Annotated in this window: 16 protein-coding genes and 1 pseudogene; all 17 read right to left on the reverse strand. The window is 45.0% G+C overall.

What is annotated here, in order from left to right; all coding sequences use genetic code 11:
• Positions 1 to 202 precede the first annotated feature (202 nt).
• The 17 genes and pseudogenes from MKX41_RS12725 to rnpM all read right to left on the reverse strand — a co-directional run bounded on the left by MKX41_RS12725 (position 203) and on the right by rnpM (position 19,033).
• Entirely contained in the window at positions 203 to 1,882 is a 1,680-nt protein-coding gene (locus MKX41_RS12725) for a ribonuclease J (RefSeq protein WP_042189403.1), read from the reverse strand.
• Positions 1,883 to 2,392: 510 nt separating this feature from the next.
• Positions 2,393 to 3,268 (reverse strand): 4-hydroxy-tetrahydrodipicolinate synthase, encoded by an 876-nt coding sequence (gene dapA, locus MKX41_RS12730; protein WP_340970888.1) that lies wholly within the window; start codon positions 3,266 to 3,268, stop codon positions 2,393 to 2,395.
• A gap of 13 nt (positions 3,269 to 3,281) precedes the next feature.
• Positions 3,282 to 4,505, reverse strand: a complete 1,224-nt coding sequence (dapG, locus tag MKX41_RS12735) for an aspartate kinase (RefSeq protein WP_340970891.1) — start codon at positions 4,503 to 4,505, stop codon at positions 3,282 to 3,284.
• Between the two features lie 355 nt (positions 4,506 to 4,860).
• Complete coding sequence (locus MKX41_RS12740) at positions 4,861 to 5,457, reverse strand: dipicolinate synthase subunit B (RefSeq protein WP_042189406.1); 597 nt, start codon at positions 5,455 to 5,457, stop codon at positions 4,861 to 4,863.
• Position 5,458: 1 nt separating this feature from the next.
• On the reverse strand, positions 5,459 to 6,355 hold the full coding sequence (gene dpsA / locus MKX41_RS12745; protein ID WP_340970894.1) for a dipicolinate synthase subunit DpsA: 897 nt from the start codon (positions 6,353 to 6,355) through the stop codon (positions 5,459 to 5,461).
• 195 nt (positions 6,356 to 6,550) lie between these two features.
• On the reverse strand, positions 6,551 to 6,997 hold the full coding sequence (gene dut, locus MKX41_RS12750) for a dUTP diphosphatase (protein ID WP_197071224.1): 447 nt from the start codon (positions 6,995 to 6,997) through the stop codon (positions 6,551 to 6,553).
• A complete protein-coding gene (locus MKX41_RS12755) occupies positions 6,972 to 8,240 on the reverse strand; it encodes a M16 family metallopeptidase (RefSeq protein ID WP_042189409.1) in 1,269 nt (422 codons plus the stop codon). Before MKX41_RS12755 ends, dut begins: the two co-directional genes overlap by 26 nt.
• Positions 8,241 to 8,316: 76 nt before the next feature.
• The gene (locus MKX41_RS12760) at positions 8,317 to 9,300 is read right to left on the reverse strand and encodes a polysaccharide deacetylase family protein (protein WP_340970899.1); all 984 of its coding nucleotides are present in this window, start codon (positions 9,298 to 9,300) and stop codon (positions 8,317 to 8,319) included.
• A 247-nt stretch (positions 9,301 to 9,547) separates the two neighbouring features.
• Positions 9,548 to 11,650, reverse strand: a complete 2,103-nt coding sequence (gene pnp / locus MKX41_RS12765) for a polyribonucleotide nucleotidyltransferase (protein ID WP_340970901.1) — start codon at positions 11,648 to 11,650, stop codon at positions 9,548 to 9,550.
• Between the two features lie 392 nt (positions 11,651 to 12,042).
• On the reverse strand, positions 12,043 to 12,312 hold the full coding sequence (rpsO, locus tag MKX41_RS12770; RefSeq protein WP_036656390.1) for a 30S ribosomal protein S15: 270 nt from the start codon (positions 12,310 to 12,312) through the stop codon (positions 12,043 to 12,045).
• Positions 12,313 to 12,460: 148 nt separating this feature from the next.
• The gene (locus MKX41_RS12775; protein ID WP_340970902.1) at positions 12,461 to 13,408 is read right to left on the reverse strand and encodes a bifunctional riboflavin kinase/FAD synthetase; all 948 of its coding nucleotides are present in this window, start codon (positions 13,406 to 13,408) and stop codon (positions 12,461 to 12,463) included.
• Positions 13,409 to 13,445: 37 nt separating this feature from the next.
• Positions 13,446 to 14,360 (reverse strand): tRNA pseudouridine(55) synthase TruB, encoded by a 915-nt coding sequence (gene truB, locus MKX41_RS12780; protein ID WP_042189413.1) that lies wholly within the window; start codon positions 14,358 to 14,360, stop codon positions 13,446 to 13,448.
• A complete protein-coding gene (locus MKX41_RS12785; protein WP_339242105.1) occupies positions 14,357 to 15,334 on the reverse strand; it encodes a DHH family phosphoesterase in 978 nt (325 codons plus the stop codon). The genes truB and MKX41_RS12785 overlap by 4 nt, the downstream gene beginning before the upstream one ends.
• A 70-nt stretch (positions 15,335 to 15,404) precedes the next feature.
• Positions 15,405 to 15,752 (reverse strand): 30S ribosome-binding factor RbfA, encoded by a 348-nt coding sequence (rbfA, locus tag MKX41_RS12790; RefSeq protein ID WP_042128856.1) that lies wholly within the window; start codon positions 15,750 to 15,752, stop codon positions 15,405 to 15,407.
• Between the two features lie 18 nt (positions 15,753 to 15,770).
• On the reverse strand, positions 15,771 to 18,416 hold the full coding sequence (gene infB, locus MKX41_RS12795) for a translation initiation factor IF-2 (protein WP_340970911.1): 2,646 nt from the start codon (positions 18,414 to 18,416) through the stop codon (positions 15,771 to 15,773).
• Positions 18,411 to 18,732, reverse strand: a pseudogene (locus MKX41_RS12800) (YlxQ family RNA-binding protein); the annotation flags it as partial. The gene infB and the pseudogene MKX41_RS12800, both read right to left, overlap by 6 nt.
• Entirely contained in the window at positions 18,725 to 19,033 is a 309-nt protein-coding gene (gene rnpM / locus MKX41_RS12805) for an RNase P modulator RnpM (protein ID WP_042189416.1), read from the reverse strand. The gene rnpM and the pseudogene MKX41_RS12800, both read right to left, overlap by 8 nt.
• Positions 19,034 to 19,039: the final 6 nt, after the last annotated feature.

Consider the following 19,039-nt stretch of genomic DNA (forward strand, 5'->3'; position numbering starts at 1 on the left):
CCTTTTCTTATGCAGCTCTGGTCTGCTATAGCCTTACTAACTTTCATTAGTATGACATTTCAGGGCCCCGCATTATGCAAACCTCTCCTCATGATGTGAATATAAACAATACAAAAACCCCTTTTCCCGTAGAAACCGTCCAATATTTCCGGGGAAAAGGGGCCAATGCCCAAGCTATATATTTATTTAAGGAGAATTCTCCTTACACTTCCATGATAATTGGCAAAATCATCGGTCTACGACGCGTTTGCTCGTATAAGAAACGACCGAGTGAATCTTTTACGCTTGTTTTAAGCGATGCCCACTCATTTACTTTCTCACTCATCAGGCGCTGCAGTGTACTGGAAACAATTCGGTTCGCTTCGTCAAGCAGTCCTTCGGACTCACGAACATAAACGAAACCACGAGAAATGATGTCAGGTCCGGAGACAATTGCACCATTCTGTTTGCTTAGTGTAACCACGACAACCAAAATACCGTCTTGAGACAGCAACTTACGGTCACGCAATACAATATTACCTACATCACCTACACCCAGACCGTCAATCAATACGTTACCAGCCGTTACTTTACCAGCTTTACGAGCGGCACCGCCTTGAATTTCCACAATCTCACCGATTTCAGTGATGAAAATGTTCTGAGACTCTACGCCAACAGATTCTGCCAAAAGCGCATGTTTGCGTTGCATACGGTATTCACCGTGAATTGGAATGAAATATTTTGGTTTCATCAGGTTGAGCATGAGCTTAAGCTCTTCCTGGCTACCGTGACCGGATACGTGAACGCCAGAATTGGAACCGCTATAAATTACGTTAGCGCCAAGACGGAACAATTCATCAATGGTACGACCTACATATTTCTCGTTACCTGGTACCGGTGTTGCTGCAATAATAACAGTATCACCTGGCAAGATATCTACTTTACGATGACTGGAACGTGCCATACGGGTCAATGCGGACATTGGCTCGCCTTGGGATCCTGTGCAAAGAACAACGACACGGTTCGCTGCCATTCTGTTCATTTCTTCAGGCTCGATCAGCATACCGTCAGGTACGTTCAGATATCCAAGCTCAGAAGCGATGGATACAACGTTTACCATACTACGGCCAATTACTGTAATCTTACGACCTGTGGATTCTGCTGCATTAACCACTTGTTGAATGCGGTGCACATTGGAAGCAAAAGTTGCTACAACGACACGTTGTTCAGCTTTGCGGAAAATGTCTTCCAGAACGATACCGACATTTTTCTCAGATGGGGTAAAGCCTGGTTTCTCAGCATTTGTACTATCCGACAAAAGAGCAAGCACGCCCTTCTGACCAATTTCAGCCATCCGATGCAGATTTGCAAATTGACCGTTGACTGGAGTGTGGTCAAATTTGAAATCTCCCGTATGAACTACGTTACCTTCCGGTGTTTCTATGCATACACCGACGGAATCAGGAATACTGTGATTGGTTCTGAAGAAAGTAACTTTGAGCGAACTTCCCAGTTGAATTTCTGAATCTTCATTGATCAGAATTCGTTTGGTGTCACCCAACAAGTTTGCTTCCTTCAATTTGTTTTCTACAAGGCCTAATGTAAGCCTTGTTCCGTAAACCGGAACATTCAAATTCTTCAGGACATATGGGAGACCACCGATGTGATCCTCGTGTCCGTGGGTAAGTACAATCCCTCTTACCTTGTCACGGTTCTCTGTCAAATAAGAGATATCAGGAATTACAATATCAATACCGAGCATATCTTCTTCCGGGAACTTAAGTCCCGAATCCACGACTACAATGTCAGCTCCATATTGAATGACATACATGTTTTTCCCGATTTCTCCGACTCCGCCCAATGCGAAAATCATCAATTTATCGTTGTTGTTTTTTTTGGACAAATGAATCTAACCCTCCTATGATGTTGGACGTCATACTTTTATTGGTAAATATTGAACTTCGATTATTTCAGCGGCGCTGAACACATTCTTCAAACAGCTGATAGCTTCCTTAATTAACAAGGATATTCCTGATATCTGTAAAATGCGCAATGCGAAAGCTCCCGATTCCGGGCAGTAAAGTTCATATTGAAGCGGACAAATGCCGTCAAAATTCACCGTCGCGCCCCTCGCGCGAAGACATTTCAATCATTTACACAGACTCATCTTGGGACCTATCCTGTCTCACAATGTATACCATTGACGGAAGATTACCGCATATTTAATTTTAACCGCACCCAGTCACTTAAGATCATTATACATGATTTTTTTGGCAAAAGACAAGTCACCCTATCTCGTATCCAAATTCTTTCCTTAAATGTGACCCATTATTTTAGCAAAATATAATAAATATAAAAACCGGCTCTCCACAGGAGAAGCCGGTTTAAAGACTAGAATATCATTGTTCAGCACTTAGTGAAATAGTGCCTCGATAAAGGCCGCCTCAGCTTCAGTAGGTGAAATAAGCGGCAATCTGACGCCTCCAACAGGCAGACCTTTCAGACTTAAAGCATATTTGACCGCTGAAGGATTCGGTAAAGGTTGTGGACATTCGAACAACCCCTTGTAAATAGGGAACAATTGCCGATGGATCTCTCCCGCTCGCTGAACATTTCCTGAGGTGAATGCATAGATCATTTCTGACATCTGTGCACCAACCACATGACTAGCTACACTGATAATTCCGTATCCTCCTACGGCTAGACTAGCTAAGCCCGCAGAGTCATCACCAGTATATACACGGAAGTCATCGGAACACGCAGAAGCGATAAGTGTTACTTGATCGACAGATGCACATTCTTTTGTCGCAACAATATTCGATATTTCAGCAAGTCGAAGGGTTGTGTCCACGCTCATACTTACACCCGTGCGACCGGGAACATTATACAACATGACTGGCAATGAAGTCTCCGTAGCAATCGCAGAAAAATGCTGATAGAGCCCTTCCTGATTAGGCTTATTGTAATAAGGAACGACCAAAAGTATGCCATCCACACCTATTTTCTCCGCTTCCTTCGTGAGGTGAATAGAGTGCTTCGTGTTATTACTGCCTGTTCCAGCAATAATTTTACAGCGACCATTCGCCTTCTCAAGTACAAAAGAAAACAGCTGCAGTTTCTCCTCATCACTTAACGTTGGGGATTCCCCAGTTGTACCACAGACAACCAATGCCTCTGATTTCTGTTCCTCAATTAAATAATCGACAAGCTGTGAAGTTACATCCCAGTTGATTTCTCCATCCCCGTCAAAGGGGGTTACCATGGCTGTTATTAATCTTCCGAAATCCACTTTGAATTCCTCCTTAGCGGTGCAATTCAAACATAGCGTGCAGCGAACGCAGGGACTGCACCATATCCTCTTTCTTCACCAGCACCCAAATCGTTGTATTCGAATCTGCGGATTGGAGAATCTGAATATTTTGTGAGCTAAGTGCCTCAACGATACGCGCCATAATACCAGGCACACCATTAATTCCGCCCCCGATAACGGAAACTTTTGCACAACCTGATAAACTCTTAGGACGCAAGCCCAATTGCTGAAGAACTGAGATGGCCTTTTCTGATTTGTCATCGAACACAGTATAAAGAGCTTCAGTAGGTGTTACATTAATAAAATCAACGCTTATTCCGTTGTCGGCCATACTTTTAAAAATTTGCAGTTGAACGCCCGTACCATTTCCATCTGGACACTCCACAGAAATCTGTGTGACGTTGCTGACATAAGCAATCCCTGTTACGAAGCGATCTACAATGCCGCCAGACTGAATGTCGTTGAATCCTTCAGGATTCGTAACCAGCGTACCTTCAGTCTCAGAAAATGTTGAACGAACGCGTACTGGAATTTGTGCCTGCATAGCAATCTCAACCGCACGTGGATGGATCACTTTTGCTCCTTGATGAGCCATATTACAAATTTCTGTATAACTAACATACGTTAGCGGTTTTGCATCTTCAACGATCCGCGGATCTGCTGTAAGAATCCCGTTAACATCTGTATAGATATCAACCATATCTGCATGAAGGGCAGCACCCAGTGCAGTCGCAGAGGTGTCACTTCCTCCACGGCCCAAAGTCGTCAAATCACCAGCTTCAGTCTGTCCTTGGAACCCGGTCACTATAACTACTTTATCTTCACGCAGTTCACGAAGAATACGATCAGGACGTACATCTAGAATTCTTGCATTGCCATAGTTGCTATCTGTCATAAAACCAGCCTGAGCTCCCGTTAGTACCGTAGAAGCAATCCCTTCATTCTCCAGCAGGCCACAAAGTGTAGTAGCAGAGATAATCTCACCACAGCACATCAAGAGATCCTTCTCACGCTCTGGGAGTGAATCTCCATTCTGAACAGCCCAATCCAGCAGAGTATCTGTTGCATAAGGTTCTCCGCGTCTGCCCATTGCCGAAACGACAATGACCAAACTATAGCCGCTAGCGAGCTCCCGTTTGACATTACGAATGACGTGCTCTCTAGCTTGTGGTGTTGAAAGTGATGTTCCTCCGAATTTTTGTACCAGAATACCCATGTATAATTCCTCCATTATTGTCAAAGCAAACACACTAATCGTTCGTAAATAGAACTCATTTCGTCTCTAATGAGAAATTCCTTTACAGTACGTAAGCTTATTTCTTAAGTAATTTTCTTTTATTTTGAAAAATGGTTGTACCGCCCTCGAAATGAGGACGGTAGCAGTAAAGCTTATATTTTTTGGTGGCAATGATCTCAGCAATGGGTTTAGCAGATCTTGGCTTTGAATGTTTACGACCGTATCTATTGATTAAGAAGTAACTCCGACCAAGGCGGCATTTAACTTCTCATTGCTCATTTAGTGCATCTCCCCTTTTTATGTCCGCAACTAGCTCCACCGATTCCGCCCTATTCTAGACGGAATGAAACTTTTCAATAATCATCGGCTGTAGTTGTTTACCTTGCAAAGCGGCATAGCAAGCTTCTGGGATAAGATCCATACGCGCTACTAACGAATTAGGTTTGCCCTCAGGGTTATCCTGTCCGAATGGCACAAAATAAATATGTTTAGCCACTAGAAGCTTTGCAATATTTGCGGCATTAAGACCTAAGCCATCATTGGTAGATATCGCGAGAACAAGTGGACGTCCATTGCGCATCTGCGATTTTGCAGCCATGAGCACTGGACTATCGGTCATAGCATTTGCCAATTTACTCGTTGTATTTCCAGTGCAAGGTGCTATCGTCAGCACATCCAGCAGCTTGGAAGGACCCAGCGGTTCCGCTTCAACAATTGTAGAAATGATATCATTACCTGTTATATCTTTCAACTGTTTTAGCCAATTTTGCGATGTTCCAAAGCGGGTGTCGGTGCCTAGTACGGATGCTGAAACTATGGGCACTACGTTTGCTCCTCCATCTACGAAGCGTTGAATTTGCGGCATTACCTCCGCAAATGTGCAGTGAGATCCGGTAATCGCATACCCTACTGTTTTTCCGTGCCAATCCATTTTATTCGTCCCCCTTGATTAAAGCCTCGTCCGATATCGACTGAACCAGCGCATTTGCCATAATAATCCCAGCGCTTTTAGGAGCTACAATGCCAGGGAGTCCAGGTGCCAGCATCGCTTTAATTCCTCTTTTCTCAGCATAACGAAAGTCACATCCACCTGGAGCGGAAGCCAGGTCGACAATTAAGCAATGCGGTGAGATACGTGAGAGTACTTGTGCGGTGATGATCATACTTGGAATCGTATTAAATATCAGATCAACATCCGGCACATGAAGCAACAGTTCACTGGTCATAAACGGCTTCCAGCCCATTTCCTCAGCACGTGCATAATGTTCCTGTTTTCTAACACCGGCTTTGACACTAGCACCTAATCCTTGTAGACTTCTTGCCATTGTAAAACCCGTTCTGCCCAAGCCCAGTACCATCGATTTGGAACTGTGAATGGTAAAATCCGTGTTCTGTATGGCCATAACCAGTGCCCCTTCCGCTGTTGGGATGGAGTTGTAGATGGCTACATCATCACGATTAAGCAATTCAATTAACTTTAACGAATGCTTGGCGCACATGCCGCGTAAGTAGCTTTTAGCCATACCGCTATACACCAAACAATGGGGTGGCAGAGCAGCAAAATGTTCTTCCAAGAGCATCAAGCGTTCAGAAGAAAATAAAGCACTAATATTCCCTTCATCATCACAACCAACCGTAGGCAACACTAATACATCTGCATCACTAAGCAGCTCTACCGTCATCTGTTCCAGGCTCACCCCTGGGCAAGGGGCTTCCCATTTATCGAACCCGGCAGCGCTTACCGTCGCATCCAATTCCACACATTTCCGAATCACTTCAAGCTGTCTCGCGTCCCCGCCCAGGAACACGATCCTGACGCCAGTAAGCATAGGGATGACGCTCCTTTCAACATACACTATCGACTATAGAGCATCTTATGCTGGGCATTCTTAATGGGTGAAAAGCGGAGAAGAATTACCATGCAGGCTTAAATGTGAAACTTATAAATTGTCATATTCAAACGAAAAAAAGCTCGCGAATCACGCCGATTAGGCATAAATTCGCAAGCTTTTTAATAAGTCATATTATTTGCCAGTGTGACCAAAGCCTCCGGCTCCACGTTCTGTTTCGGATAAAGCATCTACTTCAACCAAAGTGACCACTGGAACCGCTTGAAATACCATTTGGGCAATGCGCTCATTACGAGCGATAGCAAATGGCTCTTGCCCTAGATTGATCAACAAGACTTTGATCTCTCCACGATAATCAGCATCAATCGTTCCAGGTGTGTTCAAACACGTAATCCCATGCTTCAAGGCTAGTCCACTTCGTGGACGAATTTGAGCTTCTAATCCGTCTGGCATAGCTAATGATATGCCTGTTGGAATTAATGCACGTTCTCCAGGTGCAAGCACGACTTCGCTACCAACTGCGGCATATAGATCATACCCGGAAGCCTGTTCTGACATTTTACAAGGAAGATTAACATCCTCGTTTCCAGCTAGTTTATTGATTTGTACGTAATAAGACAAGATCATCTCTCCTAACATTTGCAATAGCTTTATCTGTTGAACCTACCATCGCTAAAGAAAGCGGCTCAGCAAACATATTATCAAGCACACTGTTGATATTGTCCATCGTTACTAACTGAATCTTGGCGATCATATCGTCTAATGTGTTATGTTTTCCGAGCATAAGTTCATTTTTTCCAATCCGATTCATCCGGCTACTAGTGCTTTCCAGGCTAAGAATAAGGCTACCTTTAAGCTGCTCCTTGCCTTTTCTCAGTTCATCTTCACTAAGACCCTCAGTAGCAAGTTCGTACATCATTTCCTTAATTAGCTCCGTTACATCCTTAGTTTGCTTCGGTGCTGTTCCAGCATAGACCGTGAACAAACCAGAATCCGCTTGAGAACTGTGGTATGAATATACAGAATAGGCTAGGCCACGTTTTTCGCGAATCTCTTGGAACATCCGTGAGCTCATACCGCCGCCAATGGCATTATTAATAAGCACCATAGCATATTGCAATGGGTCGCCAGAGCGGACCCCTGGTAGGGAAAGACAGATATGATTCTGTTCTGTTTTTTTGCGGTGAAACAACAAGTCCCCATAATAATCCGGTGGAGTCAACGGCGCAGATGTGCCATGATTAGCAAAAGAGCCAAAATGCTGCTCCAGCAGCTCAATCAATCCATCGCTGATGTTCCCCGCTACACTAATTACCGTATTCTCAATCGTATACTGCTCCTTCATGTAGGCACGAAGATCATCCGGCTTCATCTCCATCAGCCGTTCCTTTAAGCCAAGGATAGAATACGCAAGCGGATGATCCTTGTAAGCAGCAGCACACATCAAATCATGCACAAGATCGTCTGGTGTATCTTCGCACATAGAAATTTCCTCAAGGATGACGTTCTTTTCTTTCTCCAGCTCTTCAGCATCCATACGTGAACGGAAAAACATATCTGCTAACACATCTACTGCGATAGGCAGATGCTCATCCAGTACTTTTGCATAATAGCAAGTATATTCCTTAGAGGTAAACGCATTTACATTGCCGCCAATAGCATCGAACTGTTCGGCAATATCCTTAGCACTATATCGGTCCGTACCTTTAAAAAGCATATGCTCTACAAAATGGGATATCCCGTTGTTTCCAGGGTGTTCATTCCGCGAACCTGTCTTCACCCATATTCCAAATGAAACGGACCGGCCGGTCGGAATTTTTTCCATCACTACTCGTAATCCATTGGATAATACTATTTTTTCCACTTCATGTCCTCCTGGCAATAGCCATGTTCTATCTAAATTAATACACGTGCCTATAATCCTACCAGAAATAGATCACTCACTCAACATCAGAGGGGATTAGACGCTCCGCTGACAGCGTTTGGCTAACTGTTCCTAGCTGTAACCCTTTTGCCTTTATCCCGCGTATCATGGCCTTCAGCGCCTTGGAGGATGAGGCAGTAGGATGCATTAGAACAAGTGTGCCGGGTTCAGCTTTGCTTGTGATTTTGGCAACTATAGATTCAGGAGAAGGATTGCGCCAATCCACCGTATCTACAGTCCAGAGTACAGTCTTTAAGCCCAAGCTGCTAGCGATTTCTACTGTCTCTTGATCGAAATCACCAGATGGAGGCGCGAACCATTTATTAGTGACTCCAAGCGATTCCTTTAGCAGCTTTTGCGTCTTCTCAATCTCAACGGTAGCCCGCGCTCGACTTAAAGTACTCATATTGGGGTGGGTATAGGCGTGATTCTCCAACTCATGACCACGCTTTAACATTTCTGTAGCAAGCTCTGGATTCTTACTCAGCCAGCTTCCATCCAGAAAAAACGTAACTTTCACGTTCTCTTCATCCAAAATATCCAGCATTGGCACGATATACTGATTCCCCCAAGCCACATTAATCATCAGTGATACCATCGGCTTCGCCGGATTTCCTCGATATATAGGTTCTGCTCCCAGTTCATTTAACGATACTTTTGGTTCGATCTGCCGATACACTAACTTTATGGGCTCTTTTGGTGCCAAAAGAGCATTCCGATAGGTACTCTCTACATCAATCTCAAGTCCGTTATAGCCCGGAATGGCTTTCCACACCCGGTCAACCACTGCATCCACTGGAGGTGCATTTAGTTTGGCCGCGGCGGTCTCAATCCTCAGACGAAGATCGTTGTTCGCCGCCTTAGGGATATCCATCCACACCGCGAGATCATCCTGCGGCTTCAATTGCGCAAGCATGTCTTTGACTGGTCCCTGTGTGCTACCAATTCCTATCACGATTGCTACACAAGCAACCACTAATGCCACTTTTTCCGTCTTCATGACGACTTCCTCCCCGGTAGAAACGAATTTCAGGTTCGTTCCACACGATTACAAAGACACTTTGTCCCAATCTATGAGACAAGGGAGGATTTTATGTCATGAACAGATACAAGACTAATAGATAGGAATGTTTGCTACAGTTTTCCAGCTTAGTTCATATAAAAAAAGAGCCAGAACGCAAATCGCTTCTGTCTCTTTTAATAATGAAATTAGATCCCTTTAGTAAAGGTTATTACTAAGATCAATCTTACGCTTTAGCTCCAGTTTCCGAAGTCAACACTGCTTTACGAGACAGATTAACCCGGCCTTGTGGATCGATCTCGGTAACTTTAACGGTAATGGTGTCACCAATAGCAACAACATCTTCTACCTTAGCTACACGCTCAGTAGACAATTGGGAAATGTGTACCAATCCGTCTTTGCCCGGAATAAGTTCAACAAATGCACCAAATTTCTCAATACGTCTAACTGTACCCACATAGATTTCTCCGACTTGTACTTCACGCACAAGACCTTCGATAATCGAACGAGCCTTTTGGATCATTTCTTCATCTGAAGAACCGATAAAGACACGGCCATCTTGTTCGATGTCGATTTTCACGCCGGTTTCTTCAATAATTTTATTGATAATCTTACCACCAGCACCGATAACATCACGGATTTTGTCCGGATTGATGTTGATAATAATGATTTTTGGAGCATATTTGGACAGATTAGGTCTTGGCGCAGAGATCGCTTCATTCATTTTGTCCAAGATGAACAGACGGCCTTCTTTAGCCTGCTGAAGTGCATCTTGAAGAATGTTGCGGTCGATACCGGCAATCTTAATGTCCATTTGAATAGCTGTAACACCTTCTGCTGTACCAGCTACCTTGAAGTCCATATCTCCGAGATGATCTTCCATACCTTGAATATCCGTCAGGATGGAGACATGATCTCCGTCTTTGATCAGACCCATTGCTACTCCGGCTACTGGTGCTTTGATTGGCACACCAGCGTCCATCATAGCCAGAATGCTGGCACAGATACTTGCCTGGGAGGTAGAACCGTTAGATTCAATCGCTTCTGATACTAGACGAATCGTGTACGGGAATTCAGTTTCACTAGGAATTACCTTGGATAATGCACGTTCTCCAAGTGCTCCGTGACCGATTTCACGACGTCCTGGTGCTCTAAGTGGACGAGCTTCCCCTACGCTGAACGGCGGGAAGTTGTAATGGTGCATGAAACGTTTCGTTTCAGTAGGATCGATTCCGTCGAGGATTTGAACATCACCTAGAGCTCCAAGGGTACAAACGCTAAGGATTTGTGTTTGTCCACGTGTGAACAGACCGGAACCATGTGTACGCGGTAACAGGCTTGTATCACATTCAATCGGACGGATTTCATCAAGTTTACGTCCATCTGGACGAACCTTATCATGCGTGATTAGACGTCTTACTTCATCCTTCACGATATCATGTAGGACTTCTTTAACATCTTTCAGAAGCTCCGGTGCTTCTATGTACTTCTCTACGAAATACGCAACCGCTTCATCATTAACGACATCAATCGCTTCCTGACGAGCATGTTTTTCAGCAATTTTAACGGCTTCCACCAGACGAGCTTCAGCAAATGCACGGACCTCAGTATTCACGTCAGCATTCACTGCATGCAGCTTCACAGCCATTTTTTCTTTACCAGCCACTTTGACCAGTTCTTCAATGGTTGCAACGATCTTACGGATTTCATCATGACCGAACATAATCGCTTCGAGCATCACATCTTCCGTCACTTCGTTCGCTTCTGCTTCAACCATCATGATTGCTTCCTTCGTTCCAGCAACCACTACATAAATATCACTGATTGCTTGCTGAGCCATATCCGGATTGATCACAAATTCTCCATTAATCCGACCTACAGCAACGCCGCCGATGGGTCCATCAAAAGGCACATCGGAAATACTAAGTGCAGCTGAAGTACCGATCATAGCAGCAATATCTGGTGCGCAGTCCTGATCCACACTCATTACCATGTTCAATACCTGAACATCGTTACGGAAACCTTCAGGGAACAGTGGTCTGATTGGACGGTCAGTCAAACGGCTGGACAGAATCGCTTTCTCACTCGGTCTGCCTTCCCGTTTAATAAATCCGCCCGGAATTTTACCTACCGCATATAATCTTTCCTCATAGTTAACTGTAAGCGGGAAAAAATCCAGGTCCTTCGGCTCTTTCGAAGCCGTAACGGTACATAATACCGAAGTATCCCCATAACGCACCATAACGGCTGCGTTTGCTTGTTTAGCTAGTCGGCCCGTTTCCAGCACAAGGTGTCTTCCGCCTAGCTGCATTTCTACACGTTTTTCCATAAATACCTCCTTGAATAGTAGTAGACCCGCAGTCAAATATTGCAGGTTCACATATCGATCTAATGAATCGGAAAGGCTTGTCCCCAAGCTAAAAACGCCTTCGGCGTCCTTATAAAGACGGTAGCGTTTATGCGAGAATTATAAGGATAAAGTATAGCATGAAACATATACTTTCTTATAATTTAAGGTATGTAGCCTGTTCTGTATACATATAAGAAGAAACGGCTAAGTCTTACAGATGATGTAAAGTGGCCGTTTTTACGAATAATCTCATCAGTCTTGCTATAAAGTTTTCCCTAAATTTTCAAAAAGCAACCCAGCTGTCCCGCTGTCGCTCCGAGAAGGACATACGGTATACAACCAGGCTGCTTTAAGGGTTATCTTATGGAAAATTAACGACGCAATCCCAGTCTTTCGATCAGGGCGCTGTAACGTCTGATGTCTTTGTTTTTCAAATACGCCAGAAGTTTACGACGTTGTCCAACCATTTTCAACAATCCGCGACGGGAGTGATGATCTTTCTTGTGCGTACGCAAGTGGTCAGTCAAATTAACGATGTTCTCCGTTAGGATAGCAACTTGCACCTCAGGGGATCCAGTATCGGATTCGTGAGTTTTGTGCTCGTCGATCAATTGATGTTTACGTTCTTGAGTTAATGCCATCCTGTTCACCTCCTTCAATATAATCGCCATTAGCCTCGTCACCGTCGGTGAGAACGTGCAACCAAGCTAAGGTTATGGTGCTGTAAGCCAGCAACGTTTATTAGTATAGCATCTCCATTAACAAAAGTAAACGGCTTGTCCGGGATGACTATAGATTATACCCCAAAATCTTCTTCGCGGTTTCTGCATCCTCACCGATTTGAGTGATCAATGCATCTATGGATTCGAATTTTCGTTCAGGACGAATGTATGATACTAATTCCACCTTGAGCTCTTGATCATACAAATCACCTTCGAAGTCAAACAGATGGACCTCAAAGCTTGGAGTCAATACCCCCTCATGAAAGGTAGGTTTAACACCCACATTCATGACCCCGTACAAAACTTTATCCTTATAAAAGACTCGGACCGCATATACACCTTTAGTCGGAATGACAAAATGAGCACTGAGTTTCAAATTCGCCGTTGGAAAACCAATGGTGCGACCTCTCTTCTCACCGTGACCCACTTCACCACGCAGATAGTAGCAACGTCCGAACCAGGAGTTTGCCAGCTCTAAATCCCCGTTTTGGAGACTTTTACGAATGCCGGAGCTGCTGACCTTCTCACCATCTAGCAGAAAAGGGGGAGCAACCTCTACATTCATAACACCTTCACCCAGCTTGCGAAGCATTTCAACATCGCCTTCACCTTGATAACCAAAACGAAAGTCAAAGCCGACAACTGCAGTTACAATATGTAGCGGCAAAAGCATAACAGAGACAAAATTCTGTGGACTTACACGGGAAAGCTGCTCGTTAAATTCAATAACATATAAGATATCGACACCCAAACTAGCAAGAATCTCCTGCTTTTCTACGGGTGGCGTCAAATACCCTTCATAATCACCCTTACCCATAACATCTTTAGGATGTGGATGAAATGTAAGGACTGCGGCCGGCACACCTTGTTTACGGGCTAGGGCCACAGCGGATGTAATGACGCTAGCATGTCCACGATGCAATCCGTCAAACTGCCCTAGAGCAGCCACTTGAGGCTGAGCCCACTCTGCAGCAGTCTCCGGAGACATCGGATAAGTTAACGTTACGGTTCTCACGCTGTTTCTCACCTACAATTCACTTGGTAAAATTGATTTAAGCTTGTGCAAATACCTTCACTGGAGCAATTGCACCTGTATCTTCCAATTCATAAATGCCAAGAAATCCACCTTGAAGATCGTATAGCCGAAATTGACTGTTCGTCTTCACCTCTGGAGCTATAAATCGTGAGGACAAACGCTGCCCCTGCAAAGCTGCCTTCTTTTTCTCATCCATTACAGTGTGCTTTGGCATATGAGAAATGGCTTCGTCTGCAGCGATTAAATGATCTTCCAATGTTCCGGCTTCCTTGTGAGTCGCAATATCCTCTAGCGTAAGACAATGACTGGCAGAAATCCCTGCCGACATCGTTCTCTCTAGTTTCACCATCACACCCGGCAGTCCAAGTGCTCGTCCGATATCGACACAGAGCGTACGAATGTACGTCCCCTTAGAGCAAAGCACCCGGAATGTGATATCGGGATGATTGCCTTCCCAAGTCATATCCGTCATTTCAATTTCATAAATCTCTACTTCACGGCTTTTACGTTCAACGGTTTTACCTTCTCTTGCTAACTCATAAAGACGTTTGCCGTCAACTTTAACCGCAGAATACATCGGTGGAACCTGAGAAATAACCCCTTTAAATGAAGCGAGCACTGATAGAATCTCTTCTTCAGTTACATGCACCTCATCTACAGTTTCTATAATAGTCCCAGTTAAGTCCTCAGTATCACTGGACATCCCTAGTCTCAGTGTTGCCACATATTCTTTGGGCAACTCCTGAATATACTCCACGACACGAGTAGCACGGCCCAGACAAAGTGGCAGCACACCTGTTACCTGTGGATCAAGCGTTCCCGTATGTCCGATCCGTTTCATGCCGAGAATACGACGTGCCTTGGCCACAACATCATGTGAAGTGAACCCGGCTGGCTTGTAAACCGCCAGTACACCTTCTAATTCACTCATAAATGACGTCTTACCTCCTCGAGCACCTGCGCTATTGCCGTTTCGAGTGTAGCTTCTATACGCGCACCTGCAGCACGGGTATGACCGCCACCTCCAAACGTTTGCGCTAGATCAGCCACGTCGACCTTACCCGCAGAACGCAAACTAACTTTAACCGCATGTTCATGAATGACTTTGAACAGAATCCCTACTTCCACACCTCTAATATTGCGAGGGTAGTTCACGAGACCTTCTAAATCTTCATTAGCAGCAGCACATTCAATCATATCCTCCGGTGTAACATAGAGCCAGGCAATATCCCCTTCGGGTGATAATTGAAGAGTATTTAACGCTTTATTTAAAATTTTAATCTGCGGCAATGTCATTTCTTCAAGTAATGTCTCAGCCAGTTCAGGACCGTTAACGCCATAAGAAAGCAGTTCAGATACGGCTGCCATTACTTTTGGTGATGTGTTGGTATATCGAAATCCACCAGTATCTGTCAAAAGACCTGTGTATAAAGCTGTGGCGATATCAATGTCCCATTCAATCTCGAACGTCTTCAGCAGATCGAACAAAATTTCCGCAGTCGCAGCAGCATCCGGTTTGATTAAATTCACAAGTCCATAACCGTTGTTAGTGGGATGATGGTCAATGTTCAGGATTAGAGCATCCTTCGCAAAATAGCGATGAGTCAATCCTACTCGCTGAAAATCAGCACAATCCACACAGATCACATTGCTGTATTGACGGGGCGGCTCACTAGAGGCCATATTGATGATTTCATCCGAATGCCATAAATATTCCATCCGCTTCGGTATCGGTCCTTCATTCAGCATAGTGTATTTTTTGCCCAGACATGAGAGAAGCCAGCCCACCGCTAGGGTGGAGCTGACTGCATCTCCGTCCGGCTGAACATGCGACACTACAAGGTAATCGTCGTGTTCCAGCAGAAACTCACGGGTCTGCTGGAGACTTTGTTCATAGCTCTGCATTCGCCGTCTCCTTTATAAAGGTTGTTCAAAATAGCCTTAAGCTATTTTGAACTCCTTTTAGTACCTATTTCTAATCGTTCTTATGAAGCTCTCCAAGAAGTTTCTCAATGTGACTGCCATAAGCGACAGATTCATCGATCTTGAAGATCAGTTCTGGTGTATGCCGAAGGCGAATCGCCTTGCCAAGCTCGGAGCGAAGAAAACCATTAGCTTTCTCAATCGCTTTAAGGGAGCCTGACTTCTGCTCTTCATCCCCGAACACGCTTAGGTATACTTTCGCTTGCGACAGATCGTTAGTCACGTCTACGCCAGTTACAGTTACAAAACCGATTCGAGGATCTTTCAGTCCGCTTTGGATAAGTTGACTAAGCTCTTTCTTGATCTGCTCGCCCACTCGTCCTGCTCTAATTTTAGACATCTATATTCACCTCTTCGCTTAGCGCTCTACAGTTTCCATAAGAAACGCTTCGATAATGTCGCCCTCTTGGACGTCATTATAGCGTTCCAAAGTTATGCCGCATTCATAACCTTGCGCCACTTCTTTGGCATCATCTTTAAAGCGTTTCAAGGTATCAACTTTACCTGTAAATACAACGATTCCGCTACGGATCAAGCGCATTTCAGCATTACGGGTAATTTTACCATCAATTACCATACAACCTGCAATGGTACCCACTTTACTGATTTTGAAGACGCTACGTACTTCAGCGTGACCGATAACGTTCTCTTTATAGATAGGATCAAGCATACCCTTCATTGCACTTTCGATTTCCTCGATTACATTGTAGATGATGTTATGGAGACGAACATCTACTTTTTCTTGTTCAGCAGCTGCCTTGGTCTGAGCGTCCGGACGAACGTTAAAGCCAATAACAATAGCATTAGATGCTGCTGCAAGTGTAATATCGGATTCCGTAATGGCACCAGCACCGCTGTGAATGATCTTCACGCGGACGCCTTCCACTTCGATCTTAGCCAGGGAACCTTTAAGTGCCTCGACTGAACCTTGTACGTCAGCTTTAATGATAACGTTAAGGTCTTTGATCTCGCCGTCTTTAATGTGCTGGAACAAATCATCCAATGTTACACGGGTGTTCGTATTCAGCTCAGATTGACGTTGGGATGTGGAACGTCTATCAGCAATCGCACGGGCTTTACGCTCGTCTTCGAAAGCCATAAACGGATCGCCAGCTTGTGGTACCTCAGTCAAACCAGTAATTTCTACTGGAGTGGAAGGTCTAGCTTCCTTGATCTTACGTCCTTTATCATTAACCATCGCACGTACACGTCCGAAGCAGTTACCTGCTACGAAAGCATCGCCGACTTTCAATGTACCATTCTGTACCAGAACACGTGCAACTGGTCCACGATTCTTATCAAGCTCAGCTTCTATAACCGTACCGCGTGCCCGTTTGTCAGGGTTCGCTTTGTACTCATTTACTTCAGCAACGAGCAGAATCATTTCCAGCAGTTCTTCCAAGTTAATACGTTGTTTTGCAGAAAGGTTAACGAAGATGGTATCTCCGCCCCACTCTTCAGGAACGAGTTCATAGCTTGTAAGCTCTTGCTTCACTTTGTCAGGATCTGCACCCGGCTTGTCGATTTTATTAACAGCGACAATAATCGGAAGTCCAGCAGCCTTAGCGTGTGCAATAGCTTCAACGGTCTGAGGCATAACACCGTCATCAGCAGCAACTACGATAATAGTCATATCTGTTACCTGTGCACCACGAGCACGCATAGCAGTAAATGCTTCGTGACCAGGTGTATCTAGGAACGTGATTTTCTTCTGGTTGATTTCAACTTGATAAGCACCGATATGCTGTGTGATTCCGCCTGCTTCGCCTAGAGATACACTCGTCGAACGAATGGCATCCAGCAAAGTAGTTTTACCGTGGTCAACGTGACCCATGATCGTAACTACTGGAGGACGTGACTGAAGTTCTTCTTCAGCATCATTCTCTTCCACAGTTTCAAAGCTATCCTCATCAACAGGAATCTTCACTTCTACTTCTACGCCGAATTCAGCAGCGAGTAGCAGGATGGTGTCGATATCCAGCTCTTGGTTGATGGTTGCCATAACACCCATAGAGATCAGCTTCTTAATTACTTCAGAAGCGTCTTTGTGAAGCAATTTTGCTGTTTCACCAACAGTCATGCTACCACGAACGATAATCTTCTTAGGTGTGTTATCGATCTTCTCACGGTGAACCATTGGCTGATTCTTGCCGCGGCCATTCTTACCACCACGACCGCGGTAGTTACCGCCTTTGCCATCATCAAACCGTCTATTGTTCGTATTTGGTCTACCACCAGTTGTGTTCTTCTTAGGACCTCTGTCGTCACCGCGTGTGAAGCCACCGCCAGTGCCAGATTGACCTTGTGGGCGGCTGTCAGTGCGAGGTGCACTGCTTTGTCCTTGCGGACGACTGCCAGTATTGCTTCCTTGTGGACGGCTACCACCGGTATTACTACCTTGCGGACGGCTGCCACCAGTGCTGCTACCTTGCGGACGGCTACCACCGGTACTGCTACCTTGTGGACGGCTGCCAGTATTACTTCCTTGCGGACGGCTGCCACCAGTGTTGCTACCTTGTGGACGATTGCCGCCTGTGCTACTTCCTTGCGGACGGCTTCCGCTAGTACTGTTAGTACGTGGAGCTCCGCTTTGTTGCGGACGTGCATTCTGCGTTGAACCTGTTGTTGTTCTGCGGGAATCTTGTCCGCTTTGGGGCCTTGGGGACGTCGTCGATTGGTTGTTGTTTTGGTTACTGTTCATACCTACCTGCTTTTCCTGTTGATTTTTGTTGGCATTCTGAGCACTTTGGGGTTCGGCAGTTACCGCACCGGTTGTCACCGGACGGCTGCTAGAGCTGGTATCCCGTTTGGCTGCAGCGTTCGACTTGATATCCTTGAAGAATTGCTCTACTTTGTTCACGGAACCGTTCTCCATGACACTCATATGATTATTCACAGGGACATTCAAACGCTTCAGAATTGTAATAATTTCTTTACTGCTCATGTTTAGTGACTTGGCGTATTCGTACACGCGCAATTTATCTTTGTTCTCTTCTTTAGTCAATAAATCCACCTCCGACAGTATCTCCGAGTTGCTTGGAGATCATTTCCGCGAATCCTTTATCCGTAATGGCCAGTACTACACGCTGGTCTTTACCAATACTTGCACCGAGGCTGTCTCGGTGAAATGCGATTACTAGTGGAATATCGTAGGTTCCGCATTTATCACGGAACTTTTTTTGGGTATTATCTGAAGCGTCACCTGCCAGAACGACCAGCTTCGCCTCTGAAGACCGTACAGCTTTGAGTACAGCCTCATCGCCGGTGACTATCTTGCCTGCTCTCATGGCAAGCCCTAAATAAGAAAGCGCCTTACTCATTATCCTCACTATCCTTTGCTGCTAGAAACTGCTCTTCCACGGAAGTAAACTCCCGGGCAAGCTGGTCATAGATTTCAGGACTCACTTGACATTTCAAAGCGCGGTCAAGTGCTTTATTCTTCTGTGCCAGCTTAAAGCATTCAAGCTTGCCGCATATGTAAGCACCACGGCCTGACTTCTTACCTGTCAGATCAATCAGTACTTCGCCCTCGGGCGTTCTAACCACTCGAATCAGCTCTTTTTTCGGCATCATCTCTTGGGTAGCAACGCATTTGCGCAGCGGCACCTTTCTTTGTTTCATACATAC

This window comes from Paenibacillus sp. FSL R5-0475 (genome assembly GCF_038004585.1).
Classification (GTDB): Bacteria; Bacillota; Bacilli; order Paenibacillales; family Paenibacillaceae; genus Paenibacillus_AQ.